13 protein-coding genes are annotated in these 16,660 nt (G+C 70.9%); 3 read left to right on the forward strand and 10 right to left on the reverse strand.

The annotated features are described in order from the left end of the window. Position 1: 1 nt before the first annotated feature. From ACFVYS_RS25545 to ACFVYS_RS25570, 6 genes are all read right to left on the reverse strand, one after another. Positions 2-1,555, reverse strand: a complete 1,554-nt coding sequence (locus ACFVYS_RS25545; RefSeq protein WP_389505547.1) for a Wzz/FepE/Etk N-terminal domain-containing protein — start codon at positions 1,553-1,555, stop codon at positions 2-4. After that, entirely contained in the window at positions 1,552-2,916 is a 1,365-nt protein-coding gene (locus tag ACFVYS_RS25550) for a Wzz/FepE/Etk N-terminal domain-containing protein (RefSeq protein ID WP_389505549.1), read from the reverse strand. The genes ACFVYS_RS25545 and ACFVYS_RS25550 overlap by 4 nt, the downstream gene beginning before the upstream one ends. Continuing rightward, positions 2,913-4,193, reverse strand: a complete 1,281-nt coding sequence (locus tag ACFVYS_RS25555; protein WP_389505550.1) for a glycosyltransferase family 4 protein — start codon at positions 4,191-4,193, stop codon at positions 2,913-2,915. The genes ACFVYS_RS25550 and ACFVYS_RS25555 overlap by 4 nt, the downstream gene beginning before the upstream one ends. Beyond that, positions 4,183-5,499, reverse strand: a complete 1,317-nt coding sequence (locus ACFVYS_RS25560) for a nucleotide sugar dehydrogenase (RefSeq protein WP_389505552.1) — start codon at positions 5,497-5,499, stop codon at positions 4,183-4,185. Before ACFVYS_RS25560 ends, ACFVYS_RS25555 begins: the two co-directional genes overlap by 11 nt. A gap of 82 nt (positions 5,500-5,581) precedes the next feature. After that, a complete protein-coding gene (locus tag ACFVYS_RS25565) occupies positions 5,582-7,060 on the reverse strand; it encodes a sugar transferase (protein ID WP_389505553.1) in 1,479 nt (492 codons plus the stop codon). A 597-nt stretch (positions 7,061-7,657) separates the two neighbouring features. Further along, positions 7,658-9,121: an aldehyde dehydrogenase family protein gene (locus ACFVYS_RS25570; RefSeq protein ID WP_389505555.1), complete on the reverse strand. Its 1,464-nt coding sequence runs from the start codon at positions 9,119-9,121 to the stop codon at positions 7,658-7,660. 172 nt (positions 9,122-9,293) lie between these two features. Between ACFVYS_RS25570 and ACFVYS_RS25575 the strand changes: the two genes are divergently transcribed. After that, positions 9,294-11,723 carry a SpoIIE family protein phosphatase gene (locus tag ACFVYS_RS25575; protein WP_389505557.1) on the forward strand — a complete coding sequence of 810 codons (2,430 nt, stop codon included), beginning with the start codon at positions 9,294-9,296 and terminating at the stop codon, positions 11,721-11,723. Positions 11,724-11,844: 121 nt separating this feature from the next. Here ACFVYS_RS25575 and ACFVYS_RS25580 read toward each other — a convergent pair whose 3' ends face one another. From ACFVYS_RS25580 to ACFVYS_RS25595, 4 genes are all read right to left on the reverse strand, one after another. Then, positions 11,845-12,279, reverse strand: a complete 435-nt coding sequence (locus tag ACFVYS_RS25580; RefSeq protein WP_389505559.1) for a VOC family protein — start codon at positions 12,277-12,279, stop codon at positions 11,845-11,847. Positions 12,280-12,309: 30 nt separating this feature from the next. Further along, positions 12,310-13,665, reverse strand: coding sequence for an MFS transporter (locus ACFVYS_RS25585; protein ID WP_389505561.1), 1,356 nt, complete (start codon positions 13,663-13,665; stop codon positions 12,310-12,312). 389 nt (positions 13,666-14,054) lie between these two features. Further along, positions 14,055-14,222 carry a hypothetical protein gene (locus ACFVYS_RS25590; protein WP_389505562.1) on the reverse strand — a complete coding sequence of 56 codons (168 nt, stop codon included), beginning with the start codon at positions 14,220-14,222 and terminating at the stop codon, positions 14,055-14,057. Positions 14,223-14,561: 339 nt separating this feature from the next. Continuing rightward, on the reverse strand, positions 14,562-14,930 hold the full coding sequence (locus ACFVYS_RS25595) for an STAS domain-containing protein (RefSeq protein ID WP_389505564.1): 369 nt from the start codon (positions 14,928-14,930) through the stop codon (positions 14,562-14,564). 219 nt (positions 14,931-15,149) lie between these two features. Between ACFVYS_RS25595 and ACFVYS_RS25600 the strand changes: the two genes are divergently transcribed. Then, complete coding sequence (locus tag ACFVYS_RS25600; RefSeq protein ID WP_389505565.1) at positions 15,150-15,572, forward strand: ATP-binding protein; 423 nt, start codon at positions 15,150-15,152, stop codon at positions 15,570-15,572. A 355-nt stretch (positions 15,573-15,927) separates the two neighbouring features. Next, positions 15,928-16,554: a class I SAM-dependent methyltransferase gene (locus tag ACFVYS_RS25605; protein ID WP_389505567.1), complete on the forward strand. Its 627-nt coding sequence runs from the start codon at positions 15,928-15,930 to the stop codon at positions 16,552-16,554. Positions 16,555-16,660: the final 106 nt, after the last annotated feature.

Genomic DNA, 16,660 nt, shown 5'->3' on the forward strand with positions numbered 1-16,660 from the left:
TCTAGCGCGCCTCCTGGTCGCTGTCCGGGACGCGTGCCGCCCACATCGGCTGTCGCTCGGTCCGCCGCGAGCCTTCCCCCACTGCCTGAACGCCGTGGGAGGTACCCCCACCCTTCTGTCGGGCCGGCGGCTCGTTCTGGCCGCGCGGCGCGGTGTGCGGCCCCTCCCACAGCGTGCCGTCGGTCCGGTCACGCGGATCGGGGTCGATCAGCACCACACCGATCACCGGTATGCGCTGGTCCGCGAGCTGCCGCGCCACGGTGTGCAGCCACGCGGTGCTGCCGTGCCCGGCACGCACGACGAGCACGGTCCGGGTGCCGAGGTACTGGAGGTCGGTCCACGCCGTGCCGGGCGCCACCGAGCCGACACCGAGCCGACGTTCCTGAGGCGACACCGTCGCGGCGCGCTCGCCGCTGACCACGGTCGGGTCTCCCGGCTTCGGGCGCCGGCCTGCGAGCCGCAGGCCGGGCAGGCCGTCGACGACGACGACGGGCCCCTCCGCCGCCAGTGCCCCGGCGAGGTCCAGGGCGAGCGCGCCCGTGCCGCGCGCACAGCCCAGTTCCAGCAGCGACACCGGTTCCGCGGAGCCGCGCACGGTGCGGGCCAGGGACACGGTGAGCCGTTCGCGTGCCGCCCGGACCCGTCGGCGCTGCCACAACTTGGCCGACCGGTAGGGCAGTTCCGCGATGACCGAGGCGCCGAGGTGCGCCGCGACGTCCCGGCGCAGTACCGGGCGGTCCGCCACCACCGTGCGGACCGCGGCGATCGCGAGCCCGAGGGCGAGTCCGAGGACGAGCCCGACCACGCCGTTGGTGGCAGCGCTCCTGGGCAGGGAGTGCCGCACCGCGCGAGGGGCGTCCACGATCTGTGTGCCGGCGATCAGCTGGGGAGTGCCGATGCGCGCCTCCGCGGCGCGCTGGTCGAAATCGGAGATCCGCGAGGTGAGTTCGGCCCGGCGGGCGAAGAGCGACTCCAGGTTCGCGGCCGCCTTCGGCCCGCTGTCCAGCGATGCCTCGCCGATCTCCTTGTTGACCTGGGCGAGTTCGCCCTGTATCCGGTCACGCTGGTCGAGCAGGGCCTTGGCCTCGGCGTTCGCGGCCTGCTGGATGCGTCTCACATGGTCCGAGACGAATGCGTCGGCCAGTGCCTTGGCGCGGGCCACCGCTTCCGCGTCGCTGCCACCTGTCACATTGATCTGCAGCAGATTGTTGGTCAAGCCGATACCCCCGTAGTCCTGCATGAAGTCCTCCGGTTTCTCCGGAGACTCGAGGGACCGCAGGGCCGCACCGGCGATCCGCGTGGTCTGCAGCAGCGCGACGTCGGTGCGGATCAGCGTTCCGGGGTCGTTCGGCTGGTCCTCCTGGTGCGCGACCAGCACCTTGGTCACCGCGGTCGGCGACGGCGGCATCAGGACCGCCACCGCCACGCCGACGAGCAGCCCCAGCAGTGCCAGGGAGCACCAGAAGCGGCGCCGCCTGCGCACGGACACCACCAGCGCCTGCAGGTCCAGCAGCGGAGCGGCGGCCGACGACTCCGAGGTCGTATGCGTCGTCACTGTGAACCTCCTGTCGCGTCGTCGCCGGCCGCGAGCACCGGCGTGGCGGCATGGCGAGGATGGCCGGCTGACCGCGTCGGACGCGCCCAGACCGTGCCGGCGAGGACGATGCCGACGACCTCGTGCTTGGCGTCCGCACACGCCTCGGCGATGCCGGCGAGCTCCCCTGCGGTCCAGCTGCCCGCGCTGAGCACGACCAGGGCACCGGACTCGTTGTCGCGGTCCGGCACCATCGGCTGGGACACCGAAACCTCCACCACCCGCAGCAGCGGATCGCTCCCGGCCTCGGCGACGAGCTGCCCGGCGGCCCGGCGGGCGATCTCGTCGCCTTCCGGGACGACCACCAGCAGCCGCCGGGGGGCGGGGAGTCGGTCCCGGACGCGGGCGCACACCCGCCGGTAGCGGATCTGCCTGCTGGCCTCGTCGCCGGAGGTCTGCGGAGCGGGTACGTCCCACCGGACGTCGACGCCCAGCAGCCGGCGGATCCGGTCCCGCGGGCCACGGCTCTCCGGCCGGTGCGCGGGCCGTTCACCGGGTACGTCGACGGTACCCAGCAGCGCCGAGCCCAGCGCCGCGGCGATCTCCGGTTCGGTGCGCAGCCGGCGGCTCATCCGTGCGGCGGTGAGATGGCCGATGACCGCGAGCAGGAAGAACAGCAGCGCTCCGGCGACGATGAGCTGGATCCTCGTCGGCGGTGCCTCGCCGGCCGGCCGGGCCGCCGAACCCATGACGACCATGTTGGCCTGGGTGGCGGCCGGGTCGGTCTGGTCCAGCTGGTTGATGGCTTCCTGCAGCGCGGTGCGCAGTTTCGAGAGCTCGGTGCGGGTCTGCACGCTCTCCACGGTCTGCCCCGGACCGGCCGCGTCGGCCAGCTCGGTGATGCGGCGGCTGGTCTGCACCACCATCTGCCGCAGCGCCTCGGGCGCCGCCGCTTCGGGGTCGGTGCTGTCGCCTGCGATCTGCGTGGCGAAGGCGACGAACTGCTGGGCCACCTGGTCGGAGAGCTGCTGTGCGCGTTCGGGGGTGTCGGCCGTGCCCGAGATCTTGATGATGTTCCCGTCGGCGGCCTTGGCGCTCACCCGGTCCCGCAGCTCGCTGCCGCTGACCCCGGCCCAGTCGAGCGTGGCGGCCGCGCGGTCGACCACCACCGAACTGGTCGCGATCTCCGCCTGGGTCACCAGCTCGCGCTCCTCCCACGCCCCCGGCAGCAGTACCGACGCCGACGTCGTGTATCGCGGCGGAAACAGCAAGGAGGTGCCGTAGCCGACGAGCGCGCCCACCACGACGAGGATGGTGAGAAGCCGTCGGCGCCGACGGATGATCCGCCCGATCGTGACCAGGCGTATGGTGTCATCGCTCAACGACGCTGCCTCTTCCCTGCCCGGTGCGGTTCGCCCGCCGACAGCGGAGCGTGGTCACGGCAGGCGGCGGCGTAGGCGGCCAGCAGCGATCGCTGGGAGTTCCGCCAGGAGAGCGGCCCGCTGACCCGCTCCTGGCCGATCTTGCCCATCCGGGCCCGCATCTCCGGATCGTCCAGCAGCAGCGTGATGAGCTCGGCGAACTCGGCCTCGTCGTTCGCGGCCGCGTAGACGGCGGCCTCACCGGCGGAGACTCGCGCCTCCCGGAGGTCGAACGAGACGATCGGCCGGCCCATCGCCATGTACTCCAGGACCTTGTTCATGGTCGACACGTCGTTGAGCGGATTGCGCGGGTCGGGGGAGAGGCACACGTCCGCCGTGGACAGGTAGCGCACCAGGTCGGCGTCCGGAATGCGCCCGGTGAACTCCACTTGGTCGGAGAGCCCGAGCCGCCGGGACAGCTCCACCATCGCGTCGAAGGCGTCGCCCGCACCGACGAACACCGCATGCCAGTCCGTCCGTCCGAGCTCGTCGCGCAGCTTCGCGAGGGCGCGCAGGGCGTAGTCGACGCCGTCCTGCGGGCCCATGACGCCCAGGTAGCACAGCAGATGAGGCTTGCCGCGCTTCAACTCGGGCTCGGGCGGCACCGGTTGGAACCGGTCGGTCTGCGGCGCGCTGCGCACCACGAACACGTCCTCCGGGAGTCGACCGCCACGGCGCACCGCGACGTCCCGGTAGCTCTCGTTCGTGGCGAGCACGATGTCCGCGGCCCGGTAGGTCAGTCGTTCCAGCGCGCACACGGCGCGGTAGAGCAGATCCTCGCCGCGGTCGAACCGGGAGAGGTACAGCTCGGGTACCAGGTCGTGCTGGTCGAAGACGAACCGCGCTCCGCGCCGCTTCAGCCACAAGGCCGGCAGGAACAGCAGGTCGGGCGGGTTGCAGGCGTGGACCACGTCGACCGGGCCGACCTTCCGGGCCAGCCGGACCGTGTGCCACAACGCCGATCCGTACTCCCGCAGATAGCCGGCCGGCCCTCCGGTGGCCGCGCGCAACGGGTAGCGATGGATCCGCACCCCGTCGATCTCCACCTCCGGCTCTGTGTCCCGCTTGCTCCCCTGGGGACAGATGACGTGCACCTTCCACCCCGCGTCACGCAGCGTCGTGCACTCCTGCCACACCCGCCGGTCGAACGGCACCGACAGGTTCTCCACCAGGATCAGCGCGCGCCGGTCCGGCCGGTCGTCGTCGGCTCTGTCACCGAACGATGTGTCACCAAGCAAGGCCCACGTACCCCGGTTCGGCCCGGCGCGCTTCGGCGTCGGGAAGGTGGATGAGGTCGACGATCACCGTGCCGTCGCCATGGGGCAGCGCCGCCAGCACGGCCGGATCCCTGGTCCCGACCAGGCACACCTCGGCGTGCTCGAGCACCTCCTCGACGGAATCCGCGAGCAGCTGCCCGAGATGCGGCAACCGGGTCTCGATGTACTCGCGGTTCGCGCCGAGCAGCCGGGAGAGGCTCACGTTGGCGTCGTGGATCTTCAGGTCGTACCCCTTGCCGAAGAGCCGCTCCGCCAGCTCGACGAGCGGGCTCTCGCGGAGGTCGTCGGTGCCGGGTTTGAAGGACAGCCCGAACAGGCCCACCCGGCGTTTGCCGGTGCGCTCGACCAGCTCCACCGCGCGCTGCAGATGGTCGGAGTTGGAGGGCAGTACATGGGAGAGGATGGGCACCGAGACGTCGGCCCGCTGCGCCGCGTGGACCAGGCTGCGCAGGTCCTTGGGCAGGCAGGAGCCGCCGAAGGCGAAGCCGGGCCGCAGGTAGGCGGGGCTGATGTTCAGCTTGCGGTCGGCCAGGAACACGTCCATCACCTGGTGCGAGTCGACCCCGAGCGCCCGGTACACCGCGCCCAGCTCGTTCGCGAAGCCGATCTTGAGGCCGTGGAACGCGTTGTCCGCGTATTTGATCGCCTCGGCCGTCGGCACCGGCACCCGGAACACCTCGCCGGGCAAGCCCTCGTACAGTGCCAGCACCGCGTCGCCGCTTGCCGGGTCGAGCTCGCCGATGACGGTCTTGGGCGGGTCGAAGAAGTCCCGCACGCTCGTGCCCTCGCGCAGGAACTCCGGGTTGACCGCGACCCCGACGTCCACCCCGGCCGTGCCGCCGACGTACTTCTCCAGGATCGGGACCAGCAGGTTCAGGCAGGTGCCCGGGAGCATGGTGCTGCGGAACACGACGGTGTGCCGCCCGCCCCGCTCGGCCAGCGCGGCGCCGATCTCCTCGGTGACCCGCTCCAAGTAGGTGGTGCACAGGCTGCCGTTGGGCTCCGACGGCGTGCCCACGCAGACCAGCGAGATCTCGCTGTCCATGATCGCCTCACGGACGTCGCCGGTGGCTCTTAAGGCCCCGGTTCTCACGACGTCGGCGATGAGCTCGCCGATCCGCTCCTCGACCACCGGGGCCTTGCCGTCGTTGACCAGGTCGACCTTCACCTGGTTGACGTCCACCCCGATGACCTCGTGACCCATGCTGGCCAGGCACGCGGCCGACACGCAGCCCACATAGCCGAGCCCGAAAACGCTGACCCTCATGTCCCGTTCCTCCCCCCAGGCAGGCCCTTGTGGCCTGCGGTCCGCGCGTCGGCGGGACCGTCGAGTTGCAGACTCCCGCGCATCAGTAGGCCCCCTGCCCGTAGAGCACCGCACGCAGCGTCTTCCACAAGATCACTGAGTCCAGGGCGAGCGACCAGTCCTCCACGTACCGCAGGTCCAGCCGGACCGCCTCCTCCCACGACAGGTCGCTGCGTCCGCTGATCTGCCACAGGCCGGTGAGCCCGGGCTTGACCAGCAGCCGCCGCCTGATGTCCGGGCCGTACGCGGCGGACTCCTCCGGCAACGGAGGCCGCGGACCGACGAGCGACATCGATCCGGTGAGTACGTTGAAAAGCTGCGGGAGCTCGTCGATCGAGTACCGGCGCAGCACGGTTCCCAGCCGGGTCACCCGGGGGTCCCGGCGGAGCTTGAACAGCAGGCCGGCGCCCTCGTTGCGGTCGGCCAGCTCGGCACGCGCCCGGTCGGCCCCGGCGACCATGGTGCGGAACTTGAGAATGGTGAACTCGCGGCCGTCCTTGCCGACTCTTCGCTGGCGGTAGAACGCCCCACCCCGGCTGTCCGTCATCACGAGGAGCGCGACGATCACCATCAGTGGCGCGAAAAGCATCAGCAGAATCGTTGCGCCTATCCGGTCGACCACCCCTTTCACCGCCCGGCGGCCCCCGGTGAAGGTCGGCATGCTGACCCGCAGCAGCGGGATCCCGAGCACCGCGTCGATGTGCAGCCGCGGGCCGGCCACCTCCATCAGCACGGGGGCCACGACCATCTCGGCGTCGCTGCCTTCGAGGTTCCAGGCCAGCCGCTGCAGCCGGTCCGGTGACCAGTGCGGGTCCGGGGTGACCGCGACGACACGGTAGCCGTCGCGGTGGACGTGGCCCGCGACGTCCGCCAGCCGGCCGACGATCGGCACCCCGTCCAGTTCGTCACCCTCGAGCCCGAGACCGTCCGTCGTGCACACCCCGTCCACCCTCCAGCCGAGGTGCGGCAACTTGCGGGTTCGGGTGATCAGGTCGCGCACGGTGGCCGGGCTGCCGGCGGCGAGCACCGGTCGCAGGCACTGGCCTTCCTTGCGTTGTTTGTGCAGCCAGAGGCGCAGCAGATACCGCGCGGTCATGGTGACGAGCGCGATCGCGGGGATCGCGACGAAGATCCAGAGCTTGATATTGCGCGAGGTGAGAGCGATCCCGCCGAGGGCCAGGACGACGGTCGCGGTGAAGAGCGAGCGGCCTAACCGGCGGAATTCCTCGGCGCCCTGACCGAGTACGGCCGGCGCCCACGACCGGCTCACCGCGAGCGCCCCCAGCACCAGCAACTCGGTGCCGAATGCGAGGATCCCCCACTTCTCGTGCCAGTTGGCCGCGTCCCGAGCCCCGAAGAAGTTGCCGATCGCCGCCACCACGAAGGCGGTGGCCACGGTGTCGCTGGTGATCACGGAGCGGCGGTAGCGCTGCTCCCAGTCGGTCGCGGGCTGTCTGATCACGCCGTTCGGCAGACGCCCGTCCGTCGCCGGAAACGGGCTGACCAATCCCCCTTGCCGCACAGAACCCCCCAAGGTCCCCAGTGGTTCGACGTGTTCGCCTAACACTGTTCCTCCCCCCGGGAGGCCCCCGCCCCCCGTACTGTCCCTCCCCTCGGGAGGCCCCCGCCTCCCGCACTGCTCCCCCCGGGAGACCCCCGCCTCCCCCGCTGTTCCTCCCCTCCGAAAGGCCCCCGCCTGCGCACATGACGTCCCGGCTGTTTCAGAGGTACGTGAACAACCCGCCCTGGCGGCAGTGGACTTGCATGTCCCGCCGGACTGTCGAGGTGCGCGCGAACTTGTCGAAATCTCGGGTGCTCCCCGCACCCGAGGCCCTCTCGGGCTCTACGAATCGATCGCCCCGACGCCGGGCGCCGGGGACGCGACTGCTGGCTCTACGTAGCGCCGGACCAATAGATGATTACGGGTCGCCTCATGTCCGAACCGCTGAAGCACGGTCAATCTAGACCATCCGGGCCAGTATGGAGAGAGGGTGTGGGTAATTTGTGTTCAAGCTTTGGGACTTGATCCATCGCTCGGTGACCACCTACGAATGCTTTGCGCCATCGGGTGTTCCGTTTGCTGGCCATGCCCCGGCCGCGGCTACCGTCGAGGAGGGGATCAGGTCCGTCCGGGCATGGTCATCCAGCGCCACTGGGTGAACAGTTCGAGGCTGGCTGTGCCGCCGATGCGGGATCCGTTTCCGGAGATGCCCATGCCCCCGAAGGGAGCGTTCGCGGCGTCCTTGGCGGTGACGTCGTTGATATGGGCCATGCCGGTGCGCAGTTGCTCGGCCACGGCGGTCGCCCTGGGTACCGAGTGGGAGTGGACCGCGGCCGTCAGGCCGTAGGCGGTGTCATTGGCGAGTTCGATCGCTTCTGCCTCGCTGTGGAAGGGGATGACCGGAGCCACGGGCCCGAAGATCTCCTCGGTGAAGGCCGGTGCGGTGCGTGTTACGCGGTCCAGCACGGTGGGCGGGTAGAAGAGCCCGTCACGTCGGCCGCCGGTGAGCAGCCGTGCCCCGGCGGCCAGGCTGTCGTCGACGATGCGCTCGATCCGTGCGGCCTGCCGCTCGCTGATGACGGGACCGAGCGTGACGCCCTCCGTGCGGGGGTCGCCGAGGCGCATGGCCTTCGCGTGGCTGACCAGCGCGTCGGTGTAGGCCTCGACCAGACCGGCGTGGACGAGGTGGCGGCCGGTGGCGACGCAGGCCTGACCCTGGTAGCCGAACGAGCCGGCCGCTCCGGCCGTGGCGGCAGCCTCGACGTCCGCGTCCTCGAGCACGATGATCGAGTTCTTTCCGCCGAGCTCGAGGGAGACCCGTTTCAGGCCCTCGCCCGCCATGCGGGCCACCGCACGGCCGGCCTCGGTGGAGCCGGTGAAGGAGACCATGGCGACATGGGGATCGGCCGCGACCGCCTGCCCCGCCTCGGCGCCTCCGGGCAGGACGTGCAGCACGCCTTCCGGCAGCCCGGCCTCCTCGAATAGTTGTGCGACGAGGATGCCTCCGGAGACGGGCGTGAGCGGGTCGGGCTTGAGCAGTACGGCATTGCCCAGCGCGAGGGCGGGCGCCAGCGCGCGCATCGCGAAGAGCAGGGGAGCGTTCCACGGGGTGATGACGCCGACGACCCCCAGCGGCACCCGCCACGCCAGACTCCCGCCGCCGGAGATCTGCGGTGCCAGGACCTCACCCTGGGGCAGGGACGCGAGTGCGACGGAGTGGGTCAGCTGGGCGAGGGCGGCGGCGATCTCGTAGTCACCCTTGGCCGGGACGCCGGCCGATTCACGGACGATCCAGTCGCGGACCGTCGCACTGTGCCCCCGCAGGGCGGCGGAGACCCGCAGCAGGATCTCGATCCGTCGGGAAGGAGTCGCCGCGGCCCAGCCCCCGGCCGCGTGCGCCGCCCTCGCACCGGCCCGTGCGACGTCCGCGGGGCTTGCCACGCCCACTTCGGCCAGCGTGCGGCCCGTGGCCGGTTCGATCACCTGCTGGGTACCGCCCTCGGAGTCGCGCCAGCCCCCGCTGTAGATCTTCCCGGCCCACCCGGCCGGAGCCGGCCACGTCTCCTCGCCGATGACAGCCATGGCTGCCGCCCTCCGTCCGGGGTCGGTGTTGCCGTCCTGCCGCGAAGACCGATTCGCGGGCATCTGTCACTGTTGTTGTCTAGTGTCGTGATAAATGCAGGTGTGGCGCACCTGGGCCCCGGATCGATCCCGGGCGGCCGGCCCCCAGACATGAGGGAGGCGAGAGGAAGTCATGACCGCAACGGCGTCCGCCGGGGACGAGGGCCGCGGCGCTTCGTCGCAGGACATCGTCGACGAGGCGTCCACGGCGAGTGTCACGGTGGACGGACACGGCATCGTCACCGCCTGGAACGAGGGCGCACGACGACTGCTCGGCTACCGGGCCGCCGAGGTCATCGGCCGGAGCGTGGCCGCGCTCCTCCCGGACGCGGCTCCCACCGAACTGCCACGGTCCGTGACGGGCCTGCGCAGGTGGAGCGGGACGGTGACGCTGCTGCACCGTGACGGCCGGCCGCTCACGGTCGGTCTGCTGGCTCACCGCCGGGACGGCGACGGCGACGGGTGGCTCCTGGTGTCACCGGTGAACCGCCCGGCGCCGCTGCCCGAGGACGACTCGTTCGTCCGGCGGAGTTTCACCCAGGCCCCCTGCACCATGGCCCTGTACGACACCGGACTGCGGTTGCGCCGGGCGAACGCGGACATGGAGCGGGTGATGGGCCTGTCCGAGGAGGCGATGCGCGGGCTGCGGGTGACGGAGCTCGTCCGCGATCCGGAGAGCGAACGGACCGAAGCAGGTATGAGGCGGGTCCTGGAGACCGGCCGGCGCCAGGAGCTCGGGGCCGCGCTGCACCTCGTCGGCCAGGAGCGCCAGAGCGTGTGGTCGATGTCCTTCGCGCCCGTGCGGGACGCCGAGGGGCGGATGGAGGGGGTCCTGCTCACGGCACACGACGTGACGGAACAGCACTTGGCGCGGCGGCGGTTGGTACTGCTGAACGACGCCAGCGTGCGCATCGGCAGCACCCTGGACCTGGCGCGCACGGCCCAGGAACTGGCCGACGTCGCCGTCCCGTGGTTCGCGGACTTCGTCACCGTCGATCTCCTGCCGACGATCGAGGGCGGTGAGGACCCGCCGCAGGGGCCGCCGCACGGCCCGGTGATGCTGCGCCGGGTGGCCTGCCAGTCGGTCCTGGACGACTGCCCCGAAGCCGTGGTGCGGCGTGGGGCGGTGGCTGCGTATCCGGCCGGCTCGACCGCTGCCGAGTGCCTGGCCGCAGGCCGGCCGCTCATCGAGCACATGACACCCGAAGCCTTGGACGAGGTGGAGCGGCACACCCCGCAGCGCGCCGAACGCATGCGGAGATTCGGATTCCACTCGGTGCTCGCGGTGCCGATGCGGGCCCGTGGGCTCACCCTCGGTGTGGCCACGTTCTCCCGCCACCGGCAGCCCAAGCTCTTCGAACAGGATGATCTGCTGCTGGGGGAGGAGATCACCGCCCGCGCCGCCGTCTGCATCGACAACGCCCGCCGCTACACCCGCGAACGTTCCATCTCCCTCACACTGCAGAGCAGCCTGCTGCCCCAGGGAGTCCCCGAGCAGGCAGCCCTGGAAGTCGCCTCCCGCTATCTGCCCGCCGGCAGCCGGGCCGGAGTCGGCGGAGACTGGTTCGACGTCATTCCGCTGTCCGGTGCCCGGGTGGCACTGGTCGTCGGAGACGTCGTCGGTCACGGCATCCAGGCTTCGGCCACCATGGGACGGCTCCGCACCGCCGTACGCACCCTCGCCGACGTCGACCTGCCCCCCGACGAGTTGCTGACCCACCTCGACGACCTGGTGAACCGTCTCGCCGCCGGGGCCGACAGCACGGCCGTGACCGCCGGTGACATCGGGGCCACCTGTCTGTACGCCGTCTACGATCCCGTCTCCCGGCACTGCACCGTCGCCCGCGCCGGCCACCCTGTGCCTGCCCTCGTGACGCCGGGCGGCGGGGTCGAGTTCCTGGACGTTCCGGCGGGCCCTCCGCTGGGCCTCGGCGGCCTGCCCTTCGAGTCGACGGAGCTGGAGTTGGCGGAGGGCAGCCTGCTCGTCCTTTACACGAACGGCCTCATCGAGGCCCGCGGTCGCGACATCGACGAGGGCATCGACGCGCTCAGCGAGGTGCTGCGCCGGCCGACCGGGGAGCTGGAGGCGACCTGCGACGCCCTGCTGCGGACCATGCTCACCGACCACCCTTCCGACGACGTCGCTCTGCTCGTGGCCCGTACCCACGCCCTCGACGCCTCCCACGTGGCCACCTGGCAGGTACCGCCCGACCCTGTCATGGTCGCCGATGCGCGGAAGAACGCCTCCCGGCAACTGTCCGAGTGGGGCCTGGACGAGGCCGCGTTCGTCACCGAGCTGGTCGTCAGTGAACTGGTCACCAACGCCATCCGGCACGCCCGACCCCCCATCGAGCTCAGACTGATCCACGACCGCACCCTGATCTGCGAAGTCTCCGACGGCAGCAGCACCGCACCCCACCTGCGCCGGGCCCGCACCTTCGACGAGGGCGGCCGCGGGCTGCTCCTGGTCGCCCAGCTCACCCAGGCCTGGGGCACCCGCCAGACCGTGGACGGCAAGATCATCTGGACCGAGCAGGAACTTCCCGCCGGTGGCAGCGGATGAACGTCGGCTCGTCCTGCTCGGAGCACCGACTCACCGTGGGAGAGGATTCCCTCGGTCGGCGAAGGCCCAAGTACGAAGGCCCAAGTACGAAGGCTCCCCGCCTCGCCGTCCCGGAGGACGCTCAGTCGAGACAGAACTCGTTGCCCTCGATGTCCTGCATCGCGATACACGACTCGTTCTTGTCATCGGCAAGCAGCAGTTGCACGCGCACCGCGCCGAGCGCGACCAGTCGTGCGCACTCGGCCTCGAGCGTGGCCAGGCGCTCCTCACCCACGAGTCCGGTGCCGACGCGCACGTCGAGATGCACCCGATTCTTGACGACCCTGCCCTCCGGAACGCGCTGGAAGTACAGTCGCGGCCCGAGACCTGAGGGATCAACGCAGGCGAACCAGGCACCCCGGTCCTCCGGAGGCAGAGAGCGGTCGAAATCGCCCCACGTCGCGAACCCCTGCGGTGGCGGCGGCACCACGTACCCCAACACCTCGCACCAAAAGCGAGCGACGCGCTCGGGTTCCGCACAGTCGAAGGTGACCTGGAACTGCTTGATCGATGACATCGGCGCACCATAGCAGGGGGCCTCTGTTGCTCATTTCCCCTTGGGAATCCGCATGGTGAACGGAGAACGGCCGCCTTCGACGGGACCGCGAGAACCTCTGGGGCCAGGAAGCTCCCGTCCTAGACGAGCCAGCGGAGACAGCGCCATCAGTACCGGCGACGCCATCATGCCCGCGGCCGTCACCAGGAGACTGGTGCGCAACCCCCACTGCTCTGCGAGGAATCCGCCGAGCAGGGAGCCGAGCGGGGTCAGCCCTATGCCCACGAACGTGATCGTCGCGGCCGCGCGCCCTTGCATCCCGTCCGGAGTGACGGCCTGCCGGACGGCCATGACCGTGACGTTCACCAACTGGCCGCCGGCGCCGAACACGAAGTTGACCGCCAGGAGGACGGGAAGCGTCACCGCAGCGGAGCCGTGCAGGGCGGGCACACCCAGGAACGCGCCGTCGCCGAGAGCCGCCGCGGACATGAGCACCACGCCATAGCCGAACCGGCGCGGCAGCCGGGCGGCCAGCACGGAGCCCAGGAGCGCACCCGGCCCCATGGCGGCGATCGCCAGCCCGACGGCGGTGCCCGACAGGTGCAACTCCCGTGGCAGGAAGAGCAGATAGACGGTCATCAGGGCGGCGAAGGAGAACTGGAAGGCGGCCGAGGCGAGGCACACGGTTCGCAACGAGGTTTCGCCGACGACGAAACGGAGGCCCTCATAGATCCGACGCCATACACGAGGGGGACGATCCGAGCGCTCCGGGATCGACTCGACCCGACGGATCCGCCGGATCGACAGGAACGACAGCGTGAAGAACAGCGCGCTGGAGGCGGCAGCGATCGGCGCCGACAGCAGTGACACCAGCGCGCCACCGAGGGCGGGACCGCCGATCTGTGCCGCGGAGCGGCTGCCCTCGAGCGTGCTGTTGCCCCGCAGCAACTGATCAGACGTCACCAGCCTTACGACAGACACCTGGTAGGCCACGTCGAAGAACACGGACAGGCCCCCGACGACGAAGGCGATCACGAACAGTCCCGACAGACCGAGCCCATCGAGGAGACCGGCCACGGCGGCGGCGCCCAGGGCCAGGGTCCGGCCGGCATCCGTGAGCACCATCACCGTGCGGGTCCGCCAGCTGTCCACCCACGCGCCGACGAAGAGCGAGAGCAACAGGACAGGAGCCTGCCCCACCGCGCGCAGGACGCCCAGCTGGCCGGCACCGGCGTCGAGCGTCAGGACGGCGAAGAGCGGCAGAACCACCAGACTTGCGTGTTCGCCGAGTTGGGAGGCGGTCTGACCCACCCAGAGCCTGCGGAAGTCGCCGTCCCGCCACAAACGGGACGGAACAGGCCGACCGGAATCGGACACAGCCGAGGAAGAAGAGGACGCGGACGGCACAGGGGCCCCTTGGATTGCCGACGACGAGGACCGCCACCTGGCGCACAGCAGGCGCACTCACGGTTCAGGCGGGAAGGCTCGCGGTGCCGCAACATACGGGGCAGCACGCGATGACAGGCCGATCACGGCCTACAGCGTCAACGCGCGCTCTGACGACCGATCATGTCTTCGCTCCTCGTGGCTCACTCGTCGCAGCCGCACACTAGCTCTCGGCGGCCCGGCGCGAAAGGCGACGGTCCCGGGGCGGACAGCAAGGCCACGCAGTCCTCACCCGTGGGCCGCCACCGCTCCCGTCCGTGAGCCCGAGGAACTCCACGGGCCCCCGGACCGCCCACCCGCCACCGACAGTTCACGGCTCCGCGGGGCGGCCGGCGACCCGTACTCGGCGCCTACAGAGCGAACACGCGGCGAGCGGCCTCCAGCGCGGACACCGTGACGGCAACGGGCAGTTGCTCCTCCGGCAGGCCGCGGCCGGTCCAGCGGCGCAGTGACTCCAACATCTCGTGCTGGGAATGGCGCAACGCCGGGTGCTGCATCCACGCGTCGACGACGGACATGTCTCCCGCTCCTCTCTCAGCGGCGCATGCCCGGTCCACGTCCTACTGAGCAGTCGCTTACCGGGAGGCTAGCGGTGGGACGCGAGGGAAGCCACAGGCCAGTCTCCTGGCGACCCTGCACGGCGGAAAGCCCCCCAGGCTCTACCTGATCTTCTTGTGGCGCTTTCGCGTGGTGCTTTGGCGTCGCGCCGAGCGCGGCTTGCCGTGCCGGTCCGGGACAGGCGTACCGGAGGCATCGCCCCTGCATGGATACTCGGTGATGACGACCGCCCGCGGGCAGCCGGCCGTGCGACGCCGCTCACGGCAGGAGGATGCTCCGGACCAGCATCGACAGGGCGGTCAGGTGTGCATGGCCTGCTCGACGGTCGGGTGACAGGGAATGAGGGCGTCAATGCCGACCAGTCGCAGGACGTGCAGCACGGAATCCTGCGCGGCGGCGATACGCAGCCACCCGTCGGTGGCACTGACAGCCTGGTGGGCGGCGACGAAGACGTTGATACCGCTGGAGTCCATGAAGGTCACGCCGCTGAGGTCCACCACGATGCGCGCCGGCTGTGCCGCGCCGTCCCCGATCAGCAGGGCGTCACCCAAGACGTTCTTGACGTCGTGGTCGATCTCGCCCTGAACCGTCACGACACGGACGCCGTCCACCACGCGATGCTCGACGGAGAGCCGGCCCGGCCGGCCCGCTTGTTCGATGTCGGTCACCGTCTCCTCGACTGTGCTCGGCCTTGCCCCGATCCGGGTGTGCACGGACGATTCTGCCCCACCGCCCGGGCCAAATACACTCGGGCGGCTGTGCCGAACAACATGCCTCTGACATGTATGACGGGATCGGGGGTAGCGCGCGTTAAACGGGGAATGAGGGCGAGGCCAGTGGGATCCCATGCCGATGGTGACGGTTGTACGGCGCCGGACGAACATCTGATGCGCGTCGGCCACGCGCTGGGCGGAGACGACGGCTGTATCGCCGACGCCCGTCACCACGCCGCCGACTTCCTCGATCAAGCGGGCGCCGACCACCGCGTGCCCGTATCCGCGCGGGTCAAGGACCTGACCCAGCTGGTGGTCAGCGAGCTGGTCACCAACGCCCGCAAATACGCCCCCGGGCCCGTCCTGATGGAACTGCGCATCACCACCCGCGCCGTGGACGTCGTCGTGTGGGACAGCGACCCCGTCGTTCCCGCGGCCCGGCCCGCCGATCCCGACAGAATCGGCCAGCACGGCCTGGAGATCGTCAAGGCCGTCACCCAGGACCTCTTCATCGAGCAGCGGCCCGTCGGCAAACGCATCACGGCCCGCATCACCCTGCTGGACCCCATGGCAGCGACACCGCCCCCCGCGGTCTGACGTAGCGGCCGCCCCGGCCCGGTGCCGCGCGACGCGTGCCCAGGCTCCGCCCGCCGGCCATGGCCCCCACGGCTTTCGCCGTGCGACGATGGGCGGACACGAGACTGGCCGGCGCCCCGGAAGCCGACCTCTGGGTCCTGGACATCGCCCCCTCCACGGGCATCCAACTCCCGCCATCGCCGGCCGCCTCCCCTCGGGGCGCCTCGCCTTTGGGCTCACCACCCCCAGAACGGATCCGGGTGGCAGCGGGGCGGACGGTTTCCGCATCCCGGAACGGCCGCGAGGTCTGTACCTACGATAGGAAGCGCGCGATGGCACCGGTCCTCGCCCCTGATCACCGGGAGGAACGCAGACCATGAGCAGCCAACGCGATCGCTGGGCGGAACTGACGGGCGGACAAGCCGGCGAGGAGTACGCCCTGCGGTTCGCGCGGCTGGCGGAATCGGGTCACGACGTCCACGGCGAGGCCGCCTTCTGCGACGCGCTGCTGGAACCTGCCGGGCGGGTACTCGACGCCGGCTGTGGCACCGGGCGGATCGCGATCCGGCTCGGCACGCTGGGTCACCTCTGTACGGGCGTGGACCTCGACCGCTCCATGCTCGCCGTCGCGCGCCGCACCGCCCCCGACCTGGAATGGCTCGACGGTGACCTGGCCCGTCTGGACGACCTCGGTCTGGAACCCGGCTTCGACCTTGCGCTCGCCGCCGGAAACGTCATTCCCTTGCTGGCCCCCGGTACCGGACCGGCTGTTGTCCGGCAGCTGGCCGCCGTACTGCGCGTCGGCGGACTGCTGGTCACCGGCATGGGACTGGACGCGGAACACCTGCCCCTGCCGGAGCCGACCGTGACACTGACGGAGTTCGACCACTGGTGCGCGCAGGCCGGACTGACCCTGCGGCAGCGCTTCGCCACCTGGGGCGGCGACCCGTACGTCCCGGACGGCGGCTACGCCGTCAGCGTGCACTCCCGCTCCACCGACTGAACGCGAGAGCGCCCGCCGCAGGCCCCGCCCAGGGCGCCGCGCCGGCCGAGGCGCCGACCGGCGATCGGGGGAGTTCCGGCAGGTCACGCGCACAACCTGTGACCGG

Source organism: Streptomyces sp. NPDC058295 (assembly GCF_042880655.1).
GTDB lineage: Bacteria > Actinomycetota > Actinomycetes > Streptomycetales > Streptomycetaceae > Streptomyces > Streptomyces coriariae.

Excerpts from the sequence above, each read along its gene's own strand:
- ACFVYS_RS25560 (WP_389505552.1), bottom strand. The coding sequence starts at position 5,499 with ATGAGGGTCAGCGTTTTCGGGCTCGGCTATGTGGGCTGCGTGTCGGCC.
- ACFVYS_RS25570 (WP_389505555.1), bottom strand. The coding sequence starts at position 9,121 with ATGGCTGTCATCGGCGAGGAGACGTGGCCGGCTCCGGCCGGGTGGGCC.
- ACFVYS_RS25575 (WP_389505557.1), top strand. The coding sequence starts at position 9,294 with ATGACCGCAACGGCGTCCGCCGGGGACGAGGGCCGCGGCGCTTCGTCG.
- ACFVYS_RS25580 (WP_389505559.1), bottom strand. The coding sequence starts at position 12,279 with ATGTCATCGATCAAGCAGTTCCAGGTCACCTTCGACTGTGCGGAACCC.
- ACFVYS_RS25590 (WP_389505562.1), bottom strand. The coding sequence starts at position 14,222 with ATGTCCGTCGTCGACGCGTGGATGCAGCACCCGGCGTTGCGCCATTCC.
- ACFVYS_RS25600 (WP_389505565.1), top strand. The coding sequence starts at position 15,150 with ATGCGCGTCGGCCACGCGCTGGGCGGAGACGACGGCTGTATCGCCGAC.
- ACFVYS_RS25605 (WP_389505567.1), top strand. The coding sequence starts at position 15,928 with ATGAGCAGCCAACGCGATCGCTGGGCGGAACTGACGGGCGGACAAGCC.